13 protein-coding genes are annotated in these 13,452 nt (G+C 68.3%); 6 read left to right on the top strand and 7 right to left on the bottom strand.

The features are described from left to right. The first annotated feature begins 179 nt into the window (after positions 1 to 179). From GVL12_RS14355 to GVL12_RS14335, 5 genes are all read left to right on the top strand, one after another. Entirely contained in the window at positions 180 to 1,163 is a 984-nt protein-coding gene (locus GVL12_RS14355) for an ABC transporter substrate-binding protein (protein WP_200843757.1), read from the top strand. A gap of 34 nt (positions 1,164 to 1,197) precedes the next feature. After that, a complete protein-coding gene (locus GVL12_RS14350; protein ID WP_159915132.1) occupies positions 1,198 to 2,046 on the top strand; it encodes an ABC transporter permease in 849 nt (282 codons plus the stop codon). Beyond that, positions 2,043 to 2,768 carry an ABC transporter ATP-binding protein gene (locus tag GVL12_RS14345; protein ID WP_159915130.1) on the top strand — a complete coding sequence of 242 codons (726 nt, stop codon included), beginning with the start codon at positions 2,043 to 2,045 and terminating at the stop codon, positions 2,766 to 2,768. Before GVL12_RS14350 ends, GVL12_RS14345 begins: the two co-directional genes overlap by 4 nt. Before the next feature lie 10 nt (positions 2,769 to 2,778). After that, complete coding sequence (locus tag GVL12_RS14340; protein WP_159915121.1) at positions 2,779 to 4,152, top strand: LLM class flavin-dependent oxidoreductase; 1,374 nt, start codon at positions 2,779 to 2,781, stop codon at positions 4,150 to 4,152. 90 nt (positions 4,153 to 4,242) lie between these two features. Next, positions 4,243 to 4,452 carry a hypothetical protein gene (locus GVL12_RS14335; RefSeq protein ID WP_159915112.1) on the top strand — a complete coding sequence of 70 codons (210 nt, stop codon included), beginning with the start codon at positions 4,243 to 4,245 and terminating at the stop codon, positions 4,450 to 4,452. Between the two features lie 162 nt (positions 4,453 to 4,614). On the opposite strand, the gene GVL12_RS14330 is transcribed toward GVL12_RS14335, so the two are convergent. Next, positions 4,615 to 5,628, bottom strand: a complete 1,014-nt coding sequence (locus GVL12_RS14330) for a tripartite tricarboxylate transporter substrate binding protein (protein WP_159915110.1) — start codon at positions 5,626 to 5,628, stop codon at positions 4,615 to 4,617. A 155-nt stretch (positions 5,629 to 5,783) separates the two neighbouring features. On the opposite strand from GVL12_RS14330, the gene GVL12_RS14325 reads away from it, so the two are divergent. Beyond that, a complete protein-coding gene (locus tag GVL12_RS14325) occupies positions 5,784 to 8,000 on the top strand; it encodes a rhodanese-like domain-containing protein (protein WP_159915108.1) in 2,217 nt (738 codons plus the stop codon). 100 nt (positions 8,001 to 8,100) lie between these two features. On the opposite strand, the gene metC is transcribed toward GVL12_RS14325, so the two are convergent. Genes metC through GVL12_RS14295 form a run of 6 tightly spaced genes read right to left on the bottom strand, consistent with a single transcriptional unit; the run spans position 8,101 to position 13,218 of the window. Continuing rightward, positions 8,101 to 9,324, bottom strand: a complete 1,224-nt coding sequence (gene metC / locus GVL12_RS14320; protein WP_159915106.1) for a cystathionine beta-lyase — start codon at positions 9,322 to 9,324, stop codon at positions 8,101 to 8,103. Next, a complete protein-coding gene (locus GVL12_RS14315; protein ID WP_159915104.1) occupies positions 9,321 to 9,941 on the bottom strand; it encodes a cysteine dioxygenase family protein in 621 nt (206 codons plus the stop codon). Before GVL12_RS14315 ends, metC begins: the two co-directional genes overlap by 4 nt. Before the next feature lie 20 nt (positions 9,942 to 9,961). Next, complete coding sequence (locus tag GVL12_RS14310) at positions 9,962 to 10,819, bottom strand: amino acid ABC transporter ATP-binding protein (protein ID WP_159915102.1); 858 nt, start codon at positions 10,817 to 10,819, stop codon at positions 9,962 to 9,964. Next, positions 10,806 to 11,624 carry an amino acid ABC transporter permease gene (locus tag GVL12_RS14305; RefSeq protein WP_159915100.1) on the bottom strand — a complete coding sequence of 273 codons (819 nt, stop codon included), beginning with the start codon at positions 11,622 to 11,624 and terminating at the stop codon, positions 10,806 to 10,808. Before GVL12_RS14305 ends, GVL12_RS14310 begins: the two co-directional genes overlap by 14 nt. Next, entirely contained in the window at positions 11,614 to 12,363 is a 750-nt protein-coding gene (locus GVL12_RS14300) for an amino acid ABC transporter permease (protein ID WP_159915098.1), read from the bottom strand. Before GVL12_RS14300 ends, GVL12_RS14305 begins: the two co-directional genes overlap by 11 nt. 9 nt (positions 12,364 to 12,372) lie before the next feature. Beyond that, positions 12,373 to 13,218, bottom strand: coding sequence for a transporter substrate-binding domain-containing protein (locus GVL12_RS14295; RefSeq protein ID WP_159915096.1), 846 nt, complete (start codon positions 13,216 to 13,218; stop codon positions 12,373 to 12,375). Between the last annotated feature and the right edge of the window lie 234 nt (positions 13,219 to 13,452).

The raw sequence follows: 13,452 nt of genomic DNA, 5'->3' as shown, positions 1-13,452 counted from the left end.
TTGCATAGCTGCGCTGCCATCCCCGGATGGCAGCGGCTTGCGACAGAACGCATGTCCAATGCATTGCGATAGAAAACACTTCGGACGATTTGCTTGTTTGCAAATGAAAACTCAGTCGTTCTGAATCTAAGGTGCGTTCACTAGCATCTGCCCCATTGCAATCATCTGGGGTGGAAAGAGTGAACAAACGTCGTTTCCTGCTGGCCGCGCAGTCGCTGCTGGCCCTGTCCGCATGGGGCGTGACCGGCGTCGCACGGTCCGCCGTGAACCCGAAGACCAAACTGGTGGTCGCCGATCAGAGCGAGCTGCTGCGCCACCTGCTCGATGCAAGCGGGCAGCGCAAGCCGCTGGGCTTTCAGCTGGAGCTGCCCAATTTCGCCGGCGGCCCGGCCATTTTCGAAGCGATTCGCGCGGGTGCGCTCGACATTGCCTATGTCGGCGACACGCCGCCCATCCAGGCGCGCGCCGCGGGCGTGAACCTGCCCATCATCGCCACCTTCACGCGCGAGCGTGCGCAGTACCGGCTGGTGCAGCGCGCGGGCGCCAATATCCAGCGCCTGAGCGATCTGCGCGGCAAGCGCGTGAGCTATATCGAAGGGTCGGGGCGCCAGGTGTTCCTGATCGAGGCGCTGACGCGTGCCGGCCTGGGCCTGGGCGATGTGCAACTGGTGAACCTGCGCGTGGCCGAGCTCAATGACGCGCTGCGCGCCAACGCCGTCGATGTGGCGGTGCTGATCGAGCCGCATGTGACCCGCCTGGGCAAGCAGATAGGCGCCAGCCCCGTGCCCGACCCGCAGGAGCGCAACCTGCTGCCCGCGACGTCCTATATCTATGCGCGCCCCGAAGCGCTGGCCGATGCGCAGAAAGCCGAGGCCATAGGCGAATTCCTGGCGGCCTTCGTGCGCGCCGGCAAGTGGAGCAACGCCAACGTGGCGCAATGGGGCCGCCACTACTACACCGACTTCCAGCGCGTGGATGGCGAGAGCACGGCGGCCATTCTGGCGTCGCAGTCGCCATTGCTGTTCCAGACCGCGGCCGAAGCCCAGCCCCACCACCAGAAGCTGATCGACATCCTGCACGCGGCCGGCACCTTGCCCAGGCGGCTCGATGCCTCCGCTTCGTTTGCCACGACCTATGACAGCGTGATCGAGGCCAACCGATGAACCCGCGGCGCAAGCCATTGCCAAGGAGCCCCGCATGACGCAGTCGAATACGCTCGCGCCCCCGGCGCTGTGGCCGGCGCCGCCCGCCAGGACCGTTGCCGGAAAATCGCCTGCGCTGGTGCCGCCGCGCCTGTCGCAAGGCCGGCTGCTGATCGGGCCGGCGCTGCTGGTCGTGGTCTGGGAGGCCGCCTCGCGCCTGGGTTTCCTGTCGCCCGCCACGCTCACGGCGCCGTCGCAGGCGCTGGTCACGGCCTGGCAGATGGTGGCCGACGGCAGCCTGCTGCCGCACCTGCTGGCGTCGGCCGGGCGCGCGTACAGCGGGCTGCTGCTGGGCGTGGTCGCAGGCGTGCTGCTGGCGCTGCTGTCGGGCCTGACGCGCAGCGGCGAAGCCTTGATCGACGGACTGGTGCAGATCAAGCGCGCCGTGCCCACGCTGGCGCTGATTCCGCTGGCCATCATCTGGCTGGGCATTGGCGAAGCGATGAAGGTGCTGCTGATCTTCACGGCCGTGCTGGTGCCTATCTACATCAACACCCATGCGGCGCTGCGCGGCATCGACGTGCGCCATGTCGAGCTGGCGCAGACCCTGGGGCTGTCGCGCAGCGAGTTCATTCGCAAGGTGGCGCTGCCGGGGGCCTTGCCGGGGTTCTTCGTCGGCCTGCGCCTGTCCGTGTCGCTGTGCTGGACGGCGCTGGTGGTGCTGGAGCTGATCAACACGCAGACCGGAATCGGCTACCTGATGAACCGCGCGCGCGACTGGGGCCAGACCGACATCATTGTCGTGGGCATTCTGATCTATGCCTTGCTGGGCCTGCTGTCGGACGCCGTGGTGCGCCGCATCGAAGCGCGCGTGCTGTCGTACCGCAGGGCGCTGGGATCATGACGCATACCGCAACGCCAGGGTCGGTGCAGCTGCGCGGTTTTTCGCGCGGCTTCGGCGGCAAGAAAGTGCTCGATGACCTGCGCCTGGACATTCCCGCGGGCCAGTTCGTCGCGCTGCTCGGCGAGTCGGGCTCGGGCAAGACCACGGTGCTGCGCGCGCTCGCGGGGCTCGACGGCGACGCGCAGAGCCAGGGCGTTGCCAGTGCGCATGGCAATGTCTCGGTGCTGTTCCAGGACTCGCGCCTGCTGCCCTGGCTGTCGGTGATCGACAACCTGACGCTGGGCCTCGACGCCGCAGCCGTGCGGCCCGCGGCCGAACAGATGCTGCGCGATGTGGGCCTGGGCGACAAGGCCCATGTCTGGCCGAACACGCTGTCGGGCGGGCAGTTGCAGCGCGCGGCGCTGGCGCGCTCGCTGCTGCGCGAGCCGCATGTGCTGCTGGCCGACGAGCCTTTCGGCGCGCTCGATGCGCTCACGCGCATGCGCATGCACGGCCTGCTGTTCCAGCTGGTCGAGCGCATCAAGCCGACGGTGATCCTGGTCACGCACGACGTCGACGAATCGCTGCTGCTCGCCGACCGCATCCTGGTGCTCAGGAACGGAAAGATCGCGCAGGACTACGCCGTCGACCTGCCGCACCCGCGCCGGCCCGATCACCCGCTGTTCATGGACCTGCGCACCACCTTGCTGCAGAGCCTGGGCGTCGACACCGAACTCGCTTGAAAGACCCGCCATGACACGACAACTGCATCTGAACCTTTTCCTGATGTCGCGCGGCCACCATGAAGGTGCGTGGCGCCATCCCGGCGCCAACCCCAAGGCCTTGACCGACCTGGACCTCTATGTCGACGCCGCGCGCATCGCCGAGGCCGCCAAGTTCGACGCGGTCTTCCTGGCCGACAGCCTCGTGGGCCCGGAGAACGGCCAGGTGATTTCCTCGGGCATGCTCGAGCCGCTGGTGCTGCTCACGGCGCTGGCGCTCAAGACCGAGCGCATAGGCCTGATCGGCACGGCCTCGACCACCTACAGCCAGGCCTATACGCTGGCGCGCCAGTTCGCGTCGCTGGACCATATCTCCAAGGGCCGCGCGGGCTGGAACATCGTGACTTCGTGGGCTCCGCGCGCCGGCGCCAACTACGGGCGCAGCGAAGACGTGGAGCATGGCGATCGCTACCGCATCGCCGAGGAATTCGTCGCCGCGGTCGATGCGCTGTGGCGCAGCTTTCCCGCGAGCGCCATCCTCGACGACGCGGCTGCGGGCCAGTTCCTGGACGCGGCGCAGATCCGGCCCGTGGATTTCAACGGCAGCCATATCCGCACGCGCGGCCCGCTCAATGTGCCCAGCAGCCCGCAAGGCCGGCCGCTGTATGTGCAGGCCGGGCAGTCGGAAGCGGGCCGCGCGTTTGCCGCGAAACGGGCCGAGGCGATCTTCACGGCGCATGGCTCCAGGGAGTCGGCCCAGGCCTTCTATGCCGATATCAAGGGCCAGGCGCAGCAGTGGGGTCGCAGGCCCGAAGACATCGTGATCCTGCCCGGCATCAGCGCGGCGATAGGCTCTACGACCTACGAAGCCCAGCAGGTCTGGGAAGAGCTCGACAGCCTGACCAGCATCGAGGTGGGCCTGGGCCGGCTGTCGGCGCGCTTTGGCGGCCATGATTTTTCGGGCGTTGCGCTCGACAGGAAGCTCACGCGCGACGACTTTCCCGACCCGAACCTGGTCGAAGCGTCGCGCAGCCGGGTGATAGGCTATGTCGACACCAGCCTGCGCGAAGGCCTGAGCCTGCGCCAGTTGCTCAAGCGCCTGGCCGGAGCGCGTGGCCACCTCGCGGTCGCGGGCACGCCCGAGCAGGTGGCCGACACCATCGAGGACTGGTTTCGCAGCGGCGCGGCCGACGGCTTCAATGTCATGCCGCCGGTGATCAACCAGCAGTTCGAGCTGTTCACCAGCGAGGTGGTGCCTATCCTGCGCAAGCGCGGCCTGTTTCGCCATGAGTATGAAAGCCATACCTTGCGCGGGCATTTCGGGCTGGAGGAGCTGGCGCCGGCGCAAGCCGGAGCGCAGCCTGCAGCTGCCGCGCTTGCCGCCTCGGAGTTGGTGCAGGCCTGATCGGCGCTGCGGGGGCGGCAAACGAACAGCGCCAGCGCGGTGGAGGCCGGGGGCTTGCCAAAAGCCATGGATTGCTCCGACCATAGCGCCATGCAACGTTCTGTTCTCTCGCTTCCCGCATTCGCCCTGGCTGCTTTGCTTGCACTGACGTGTGCGGTGGGCCAGGCCCAGCCGCCGGGCGCCAAGGCGCCAGCATCTGCGGCCATCACCGCGGTCCAGCCGATTCCCCTGCAGGACATTCTTGCGCGCGCGGACGAAGGGGCGAACGGCCATTCGCTATTCGTTTTCGAGAAGTCATGACTTTGCGCTCGCTGGTCGCACAAGTCAGATCACTGCTAATGCATTGATTGGTTGGAAGAAAAGGCTGTTTCTTGAGAGGCGCTATGGTTTTCGCCAGCCCTTGATGGCCATCAGCGAGCCATCGAAGCTGCCTTGCCGCTACGCCTCGGGGCCGCCTGCCGTTCAGCGGATCGCCAGGCCCGCGGTCTTGATCGCCTGGGCGTAGCGCGGCTGTTCGGTCTGCAGGCTCCTGGCCAGATCCGCGGGCGTGCCGCCGGCGACCTTGAAGCCCTGGGCTTCGAGCTGGGCGCGCACTTCGGGCGACTGCAGCACCTGGTTGATGTCGCGGTTGATCTTCTGCACGATGGCCTGTGGCGTGCCCGCCGGCGCGAAGTAGCCTTGCCAGCTTTCGACGGAAAAGCCGGGCAGTTGCGCCGCTTCCGCGACCGTGGGCACATCGGGCAGCGCGGGCGAGCGGTAGCTGGTGGTCACGGCCAGCGCGCGCAGCTTGCCGGCACGCACATATTCGGTCACGGCGGCCAGCGTGATCAGCGTGGCGTTGGCATGGCCGGCGAGCACGTCGACGGACGCCGGGCCGCCGCCGGGATAGGGAATGTAGTTGACCTTGGCGCCGGTTTCCTGGGCCAGGATTTCATGCGCCACATGCGCGATGCCGCCATTGCCGGGCAAGGCCAGGCTGATGCTTTCGGGCTGGGCCTTGGCACGGGCCAGGTAGTCGGCCAGGGTGTTGAGGCCCGTGCCGGGGTTCACGACCAGCACCTGCGGGTTGACCACGGCCTTGACGACCGGCGCGAAGCTGCGCGCCGCGTCGTAGGGCAGGTCGCGAAACAGGATGCCGTTGAGCGTCAGGCCTTCACCTTGCTGCAGCAGCGTATAGCCATCGGGCGCGGCCTTGGCGGCCTTGCCCGCACCGATGGTGCCGCTGGCGCCGGGAATGTTCTCGACGATCACGGTCTGGCCCCAGAGCACGGACAGGCGTTCGCCCAGCGTGCGCGTGAGCTTGTCGGCGCTGCCGCCCGGCGCCACGGGAACGATGATGCGCACCGGCTTGCTGGGAAAGCTGCCGACCTTGTCGGTGGCCGCGTGCAGCGAGGAAACATACAGCGCGCCGCCGCCGGCGGCGGAAAGTGCGATGGCCGACGCCAGAGTGCGCAGGAAGAAACGTTTGGTGGTCATGTGGCGGCTCGGCAGGAAACGGAAGATGCCCTGAATCTAGGCGCCGTACCCCGGCGCGTGAACGAAGCTTTTCGGCTAACGATCTGCGGTTTTCTTCGTTGGACAAGCCCGCGCAGGTGCGTACCGTGGTGGCAGATTTCCGCAAGGCCCATCCCATGACCCAGACCCATGTTTCCCTCGACTTCAGCGGCAGCGATATCGCCAGCCGCCGCACCGCTGCCGTGGCGGATTTCATCGCCCAGGCCCGGCGCCTGGTGCCCGACCCCGAGCGCGCGACGCCCGAGCAACTGCGCGCCGTGGCCACGCTGCTCGAGCGCCTGGGCACGCAGCGCGAACTGTTCGCGGCCGAGCATTTCCCGGTGTCCGCGCAGAACCCGGCGCAGGTGTATCGCCTGAGCGAGGACGCCGCGGGCCGCTACGCGCTGTACCTGTCGACCGGGCTGCCGGGCAAGTCCCAGCCGCCGCACGACCACACCACCTGGGCCATCATCGCCGGGGTGTCGGGCAATGAGCGCAATGTGTTCCTGCGCCGCGAGACCACGCAGGATGCAACGCGCGACAGCCTCACCGCCGAGCGCAGCGTGGACGTGACGCCCGGCGTGTCCGTCGTGCTGTCGCCGACCGACGTGCACACCATAGAGCTGATCGGCGACGAGCCCGGCCTGCACCTGCATTTCTATGGCCTGGCCATAGACCGCCTGCCCGGGCGCGTGGTGTTCGAAAGCCTCGAAGGCGGAACGTACCGTACCTTTGGCCCACCCAAGTCCATCCGCCACCCGGTCGTCTCGCCCCAGGCGCTCAAGGCCGCGCTGTTCGACGGCGAAGAAATTGCCGTGCTCGACGTGCGCGAGACCGGCGTGTTCGCCCACCGCCACATCCTGTTCGCGGCGTCGGCGCCGCTGTGGCGGCTCGAGCTGCTGATCGATCGCCTGGTGCCGCGCCGCGGCACGCGCATCGTGCTGGTCGATGGCGACGAGTCGCTGTCGCACCAGGCCGCGGCCAAGCTCGCGCGCCTGGGCTGGCGCAATGTGTCGGTGCTCCAGGGCGGCACCGACGGCTGGGCGGCCGCAGGCTTTGAAATCTTCAGCGGCACCAATGTGCCGAGCAAGGCCTTTGGCGAAGTCATAGAACACGAAAAGCACACGCCCTGGATCACCTCCGACGAGCTGCAGCAGCGCGTGGCGCGCGGCGACAACATCGTCGTGGTCGACAGCCGCACGCCCGAGGAGTTCGCGGCCTTCAGCCTGCCGTTCGCGCACAGCCTGCCTGGCGCCGAACTGGTCTACCGCATAGCCGAGATCGCGCCCGACCCCGAGACTTTCGTGGTGGTGAACTGCGCGGGCCGCACGCGCAGCATCGTGGGCGCGCAGACGCTGATCGACGCCGGCATTCCCAACCGCGTGGCGTCGCTGCGCAACGGCACCATGGACTGGCTGCTCACGGGCCGTACGCTGGCCCATGGCCGCAGCGCGACCTTCCCCGAACCCGCGCCCGACACGCTGGCCAAGGCGCGTGAACGCGCGGCCGACGTGGCGCAGCGCGCGGGCGTGCAGCGCATCGATGCCGCCGAACTTGCGCGCTTCGAAGGCGAAGCGCAGGAGCGCTCGCTCTACCGCTTCGACGTGCGCACCGAGCAGGAATACGCAGCCGGCCATCTGCCGGGCTGGCGCTGGGCGCCCGGCGGCCAGCTGGTGCAGGCCACGGACGAATACGCGGCGGTGCGCGGCGCGCGCATCGTGCTTGCCGACTGGGACGGCGTGCGCGCGCTGACCACGGGCGCCTGGCTGGCCCAGCTCGGCGGCTACGAAGTGTTCCTGTACACGCCGCCGGCCCTGCCCACGCTGGAAATCGGCGCCGAGCCGGTGCGCGTGCTGGCGCTGCATGCGCCCGCGCCGCTGGTGTCGCCGCAGCAGGCCCAGGCCTTGTTGAAAGCCGGCACGGCCAGCGTGTTCGACATCGATCGCCGCGCGGCGTTCGAGAAGAAGCACATCGCGGGCGCGCGCTTTGCGGTGCCCGACCGCCTCGAAGCGCTGGTGGCCGAGCTGCCCGAAGCGCAGACCGTGCTGCTGCATTCGCCCGACGGCGTGCTCGCGCGCAGCGTCGCGGCCGAACTCGCGGCGCGCACCGGGCGCGATGTGCGCGCCATTGCGGGCGGCACGCCGGCCTGGGTGGCCGCCGACCTGCCGGTGGCGCAGGGCGCCGAAGGCGTGCTCACGGGCGATGACGACCACTGGTACAGCCCCTATGCCCACCATGACCTGGAACTGCGCAACGCGGGCTTCCAGCAGTACCTGGACTGGGAGCTGGGCCTGGTGGCGCAGCTAGCGCGCGAAGGAACCACGGGAATCCGGCTGCTGCCTGCGGCCGGTTAGTTGGGGACGCAAGGGGGGCCGCGGCGGCCTGGGGAGGCCGCCGCGGGATGGCAAAACAACAACGGCGCCTTGGGGCGCCGTTGTTGTTGGGGGGCGGGGCTTACGCCGTGGCGAGTTCTGTGCTTTGCGCCACCTGCTCAAACGCCTGCTGCAGATCCGCAATCAGATCCTGCGGCTCTTCGAGCCCCACATGCAGGCGCACGACCGGCTGGGTGCTGGTCCAGAAACTGTGCTCGCGCAGGCGATCGGGCGAGGCCACCAGCGCCAGGCTTTCATAGCCGCCCCAGGACGCGCCTATGCCGAAGAAGCGCAGCGCGTCGATAAAGCGCTCGCCCGCGCGCGCATCCACGCCTTCCTCGAACGCAAACGACACCAGGCCGTTCGCGCCGCTGAAGTCGCGTTTCCACAGCGCATGGCCCGGGTCGGAAGGCAGGGCGGGATAGAACACGCGGCTGACCTGGGGCTGGTCCTGCAGCCACTGCGCGACCTGGGTCGCATGGCGCTGGTGCTGGGCCAGCCGCACGGGCAGCGTGCGCAGGCCGCGCAGCGCGAGGTAGGCGTCGTCGGCGCCCACCGTGAGGCCCAGCGCTTCATGCGCGAGCGCGATCTTCTCGGACAGTGCCGGCGAGTCGGTGACGACGATGCCCTGCATCACATCCGAGTGGCCCGAGATGTATTTGGTCGCGGCGTGAATGGAAATGTTCGCGCCCAGCGCCAGTGGCTGGTGGAACCAGCCGCCGCTCCAGGTGTTGTCGGTCGCGACCGGAATGCCATGGGCGCGCGCCACGGCCGCGAGCGCGGGCAGGTCCAGCACTTCGTAGAGCAGCGAGCTCGGCGACTCGAGGTAGACCAGCCTGGTGTTCGGCCGGATCTTCTTGGCCAGGTCGTCCTGCGACGGCGAGAAGTATTCGAGCGTGATGCCCAGGCGTTGCAGCAGCGTGGCGTCGACGCGACGCACGGGCGAGTAGACGCTGTCGGCGACCAGCGCGTGGTCGCCTGGCGACAGCAGGGCCACCAGTACCAGCGTGATCGCCGACAGGCCCGAGGGCGTGAGGAAAGCGCGGTGGCCGCCTTCGAGCGCGGTCACTGCGTCCTCGAGCGCGCGGTGGGTGTCCAGGCCGTGCCGGCCGTAGGTGGCCAGGCGCTCGCCCGCGCTGCGGCGGTGGTGGTGGTCGGCGTAGGCGGCGCTGCTCTCGAAGCGCACGGTGCTGGTGCGCACCACGGGAACGTTGACCGGGCCCGAGCCGCCGCGCAGCGCGGGCGCGCCCGCGTGCAGCAGGCGGGTGGAACGGCCCAGGCGCGAGGAAGAGGCGTTGGTGCTCATGCCGCGACCTTGCTGGGCAGGAAATGGGTGGCGTTGTAGTTGGTGATCGCGCCGGTCTCGGCGTCTATGCCTATGCGCCCGGTCAGGCGTTCAAGCGGCTTGCCGTAGAGGTGAAAGTGCAGCGTCGGCGACTCGCCCACCACATGGATGCTGTGCACGTCGTCGGGCAGGAAAGCGATGGATGCGCCGGGCTGCACCGTGAACTCGCGCGCGAGATGGATCTGCGCCTGCGCGGGGTTGCTGCGGTCGTCGGTGCGGTCGTAAAGGCGGTTCACTTCCTGGCCTTCGACGGCGACGATCACCGCCCAGGTGGTGTGGTTGTGCGGCTGCGTGGTCTTGCCCGGCAGGATGGAGTTCAGGTACAGCGCCAGGCCTTCGTCGCCGTCTTCGGCGTTGAGGCGGTAGCGCGTCGAGGCGCCCACGCCCTGGCCGCTGTCTGGCGGCGGAAAGTCGGCGCGCGTGAATAGTTCGCGCTGCGCGGCCAGCGCTTCGAGCCGCGCGGTGATGGCGGCGAGCGCGGCGCGGTCGGGTGCGCCTTCGGCGACCAGCTGGCGCACCTCGGCGAGGGTGGCGGCTACCGCGGCGCGGCGTTGTTCGGACAGGGAGGTGGTGGTCATGGTGGGCCTCTTGAAATGAACTACAGGGCGAAACGCAATTGGTTGAAGCGCAGGGGCTCGGTGGGCGGCGCGGGGCGCGTGCGCGGGCCATCGCCGAGCGCGCGCTGCAGGAACTGGCGCGTGCGCTCGCTGCGCGGCGCGCCGAAGATCTGGGCCACGGGGCCATGCTCGACAATGTTGCCGGCTTCGGTGAAATAGACCTGGTCGCTGATCTCCTCGGCAAAGCGCATTTCGTGCGTGACCAGCACGCAGGTCATGCCTTCCGTGACCAGGTCGCGTATCACCGTGAGCACTTCGCCCACGGTCTCGGGGTCCAGCGCCGAAGTGACTTCGTCGAACAGGATCAGCTCGGGCTGCATGGCCAGTGCGCGCGCAATCGCCACGCGCTGCTGCTGGCCGCCCGACAGCTCGCCGGGGTAGGCGTCGGCCTTGTGGGCCAGGCGCACTTTGCCCAGCAGCGCGCGCGCGTCGCGCTCGGCGACGGCGCGGCTGCGCCCGACCACGCGCGTGGGCGCGATCACCAGGTTCTGCAGCACCGTGAGGTGGGGGAACAGGTTGTACTGCTGGAACACGAAGCCCACGCGCTTGCGCAGGGCGATCAGCTCGGCCTCGGTGCGCAGCGCGTCGACGCGCGTGTCGCCCACGGTGATCTGGCCGCTTTGCGGCCGCAGCAGGCCGGTGATGCAGCGCAGGATGGTCGACTTGCCCGAGCCCGAGGGCCCGATGATGGACACCGCCTGGCCGCGCCGCACTTCGACGTTGATGCCCTTGAGCACCTGGTTGTCGCCAAAGGACAGGTGCACGTCCCGGAGTTGCACCAGCGGCACCTCGAGATCGTTGGCCGCGGGCGTGGAGAGAAAGGATTCAGTGGCGTTCATGGCGTCGCTCCAGGGCGCGGGTGGCGCGGGCAATCGGATAGCAGTAGGCGAAGAACAGCGCCAGCAGCGTGAAGTAGACGAGGATGGTGAAGTCGGTGCGCACCACGGTGTTGCTGGCGATCTGCGCCATGTCGACGACGTCGTGCACGCCCACCAGCGAGGCCAGCGAAGTGCTCATGGTGATGCTCGCGTAGAGGTTCATCCACGGCGGCAGCATGCGCCGCAGGCACTGGGGCAGCACGATCAGGCGAAAGATCTCGCTGCGCTTGAAGGCCAGCGACTGCGCGGCTTCCCACTGGGCGCTGGGAATCGACTGGATCGCGCCGCGAAAGATTTCGGCGACGTTGGCGCTGGTCGGCAGCGCCAGGCCCAGCACCACCTTGAGCCAGTCGGGAAAGGGAAAGCTCCACTGCACGATATGCACTTCGAACGGAAACACATAGGTGGTGAAGTAGATCAGCACCAGCACCGGCGCGTTGCGAAAGGCCTGCACATAGACGCGCGCGACGCGGCGCACGATGGCCGACGGCGACAGCAGCAGCGTGCCTATCACCAGGCCCACGGCCGTGCCCAGCGCCACGGCCAGCACGCTGATCTCGATGTTGACCCAGAGGCCGCGCAGCAGCGACGGCAACCATGTCCACAGCAGCGCGACGGCGATCGGCGTCGTGTCCGTGGCGCGCCAGAACGTCAGCAGCGCGAGCAGCGCCAGGCCGGCGAGCAGCCAGGGATTGCGCGCATGGCGGGCGAGGGCGGAGGGCAGTGCCGGCGCCGCGGGGCGCAACAGGGTGGCGTCATTGGCCATAGCCAGGCATCCTCAGTCGTTGTTCGAGCCAGCGGCCCGCAAGGCTCACCAGCCAGGTCAGCAGGCCGAACCACAGCAGTATCAGCAGCAGCAACTCGAGCACATTGTCGCGCTGCGTCCAGATCATGATCGATTGATAGGTCACGTCGCCGACGGCGATTGCCGAAGCCACGGCGGTCATCTTCACCAGGTCGACGAGGTTGTTGACCAGCGACGGCAGCGCAAAGCGCACCGCCAGCGGCAGCTGCACGCGCACCAGCAGCTGGTGGCGCGAAAAGCCCAGCGAACGCGCGGCTTCGAGCGTGATCGTGGGCACGCTCTCTATGCCCGCGCGCAGCGCCTCGGCATGGAACACGCCCTTGTGCAGCGACACCACGATCACCACCCAGATGAACGGTGTCAGCGGGTTGGGGCCCGCGCCCCAGTCGCGCAGCTGCTGCGTGATCAGCATGTTGAGCACCAGGAAGGCGCAGTACAGCTGCACCAGCGTGGGCGTGTTGCGCGTGACTTCGACAAAGGCGCGCGCGGGGCTGGCCAGCCAGGCGCGGCCCGACGTCAGCAGCGCGGCGAGCAGTATGCCCACCGCCAGGCTGCCGGGAATGGTCAGCAGGCACAGTTGCAGCGACACGCCCAGGCCGCGCACGAACGCCTGGCGCTCCATGTCGTCGAGCACGAAGGAATAGTTCAGTCCCAGGGCCTTGAGCGCCTGCACGCCCTGAACCGTCAGGCTATCGCTCATGGCCAGGCTTTAGCGCGAGGCGGTTTTGAGCTGGGCCTGCTGCTCGACCAGGAAGGGGTTGGCCGGGGAAATGCCTACGCGCTTTTCGGTCGCGATCAGCCAGCCGCTGCTGTGCCATTCCTGCACCACCTTGTCGACTGCGGCGATGGTGTCGGCCTCGCCCTTGCGGGTCCAGACCACCGATGGCGCGGGCAGGATTTCGGACGTGATGGGCGCGGCGTACTGCGTCCATTCGGCGTTGCTGCGCAGCAGCGGGTGGATCAGCGTGCTGTCATGCACGGCGGCCACGCAGTTGCCGCCGCGCAGCGCCAGCAGCGAATCGGACGAGCTCTTGTAGCCCTGGACCTGCGCGCCGTATTCGGTGGTCAGCGGCTTGGCGTAGCTGCTGCCCTGCGATACGCAGACCGGCTTGCCGCGCAGGTCGGCCCATTGGGTGATGCCGCTGTCCTTGCGCACCGCGGCGGCGCCGCCGACACGGTAGAACGGCGTGGGCGCATAGCCCAGGATTTCGGCGCGGTCGGGGTTGAGCTCCATCGAGGCGATCAGCAGATCGACCTTGCCGGCCTGCAGGAATTGCACGCGCGTCGCGGTCTGCACCTGTACCAGGTCGGCTTCGACACCCAGGCCCTTGGCCACGGCGCGCGCGAGTTCGGGGTTCCAGCCCACGAGCTGCTGGGTCGCGGGATCGATGGAGCCGAACGGGCCGCCGTTGACCAGCACACCGATAGTGACCTTGCCGCGCTGCTTGATCTTGTCGAGCGTGGCGTCGGCATGGGCCGTGCCGGCGAGCAAAGTGAGGGCGGCGGCCACGCCGGTCAGCGAGCGGACGATGGAGGGGGCAAGGGTAGGGTGCATGGTGGTCGGCGGAAGATAGTGCAGATAGGCGCTTATCTTCTGGCAGCCATGCGAATGCGACAACAAAGCTTATCGATGAACGATATGCGCGCAGCGCGCTAAGAGGAGTGGCTGATACGACCCTTGAGACGTCGTTGCTGGGCCTTGCCGTGCTACTTGCACTGTCTGCGGCCCGGCGCCTAGTCTCAACCGCAAATCTACGATTTGCTGGGTCGTCTCAGCCGCTCCAAGTCA

This window comes from Pantoea sp. 18069 (genome assembly GCF_902706035.1).
In the GTDB taxonomy this organism is placed as follows: Bacteria; Pseudomonadota; Gammaproteobacteria; order Burkholderiales; family Burkholderiaceae_C; genus Comamonas.
Note: the sequence above shows the minus strand (reverse complement) of the source record. Positions and strands in the feature narration are given on the sequence as shown.

What these genes read in the sequence shown, in the direction of transcription:
- GVL12_RS14340 (WP_159915121.1), top strand. Translation starts at nt 2,779, where the DNA reads ATGACACGACAACTGCATCTGAACCTTTTCCTGATGTCGCGCGGCCAC.
- metC (WP_159915106.1), bottom strand. Translation starts at nt 9,324, where the DNA reads ATGAGCACCAACGCCTCTTCCTCGCGCCTGGGCCGTTCCACCCGCCTG.
- GVL12_RS14330 (WP_159915110.1), bottom strand. Translation starts at nt 5,628, where the DNA reads ATGACCACCAAACGTTTCTTCCTGCGCACTCTGGCGTCGGCCATCGCA.
- GVL12_RS14325 (WP_159915108.1), top strand. Translation starts at nt 5,784, where the DNA reads ATGACCCAGACCCATGTTTCCCTCGACTTCAGCGGCAGCGATATCGCC.
- GVL12_RS14310 (WP_159915102.1), bottom strand. Translation starts at nt 10,819, where the DNA reads ATGAACGCCACTGAATCCTTTCTCTCCACGCCCGCGGCCAACGATCTC.
- GVL12_RS14305 (WP_159915100.1), bottom strand. Translation starts at nt 11,624, where the DNA reads ATGGCCAATGACGCCACCCTGTTGCGCCCCGCGGCGCCGGCACTGCCC.
- GVL12_RS14345 (WP_159915130.1), top strand. Translation starts at nt 2,043, where the DNA reads ATGACGCATACCGCAACGCCAGGGTCGGTGCAGCTGCGCGGTTTTTCG.
- GVL12_RS14335 (WP_159915112.1), top strand. Translation starts at nt 4,243, where the DNA reads ATGCAACGTTCTGTTCTCTCGCTTCCCGCATTCGCCCTGGCTGCTTTG.
- GVL12_RS14350 (WP_159915132.1), top strand. Translation starts at nt 1,198, where the DNA reads ATGACGCAGTCGAATACGCTCGCGCCCCCGGCGCTGTGGCCGGCGCCG.
- GVL12_RS14300 (WP_159915098.1), bottom strand. Translation starts at nt 12,363, where the DNA reads ATGAGCGATAGCCTGACGGTTCAGGGCGTGCAGGCGCTCAAGGCCCTG.
- GVL12_RS14315 (WP_159915104.1), bottom strand. Translation starts at nt 9,941, where the DNA reads ATGACCACCACCTCCCTGTCCGAACAACGCCGCGCCGCGGTAGCCGCC.
- GVL12_RS14295 (WP_159915096.1), bottom strand. Translation starts at nt 13,218, where the DNA reads ATGCACCCTACCCTTGCCCCCTCCATCGTCCGCTCGCTGACCGGCGTG.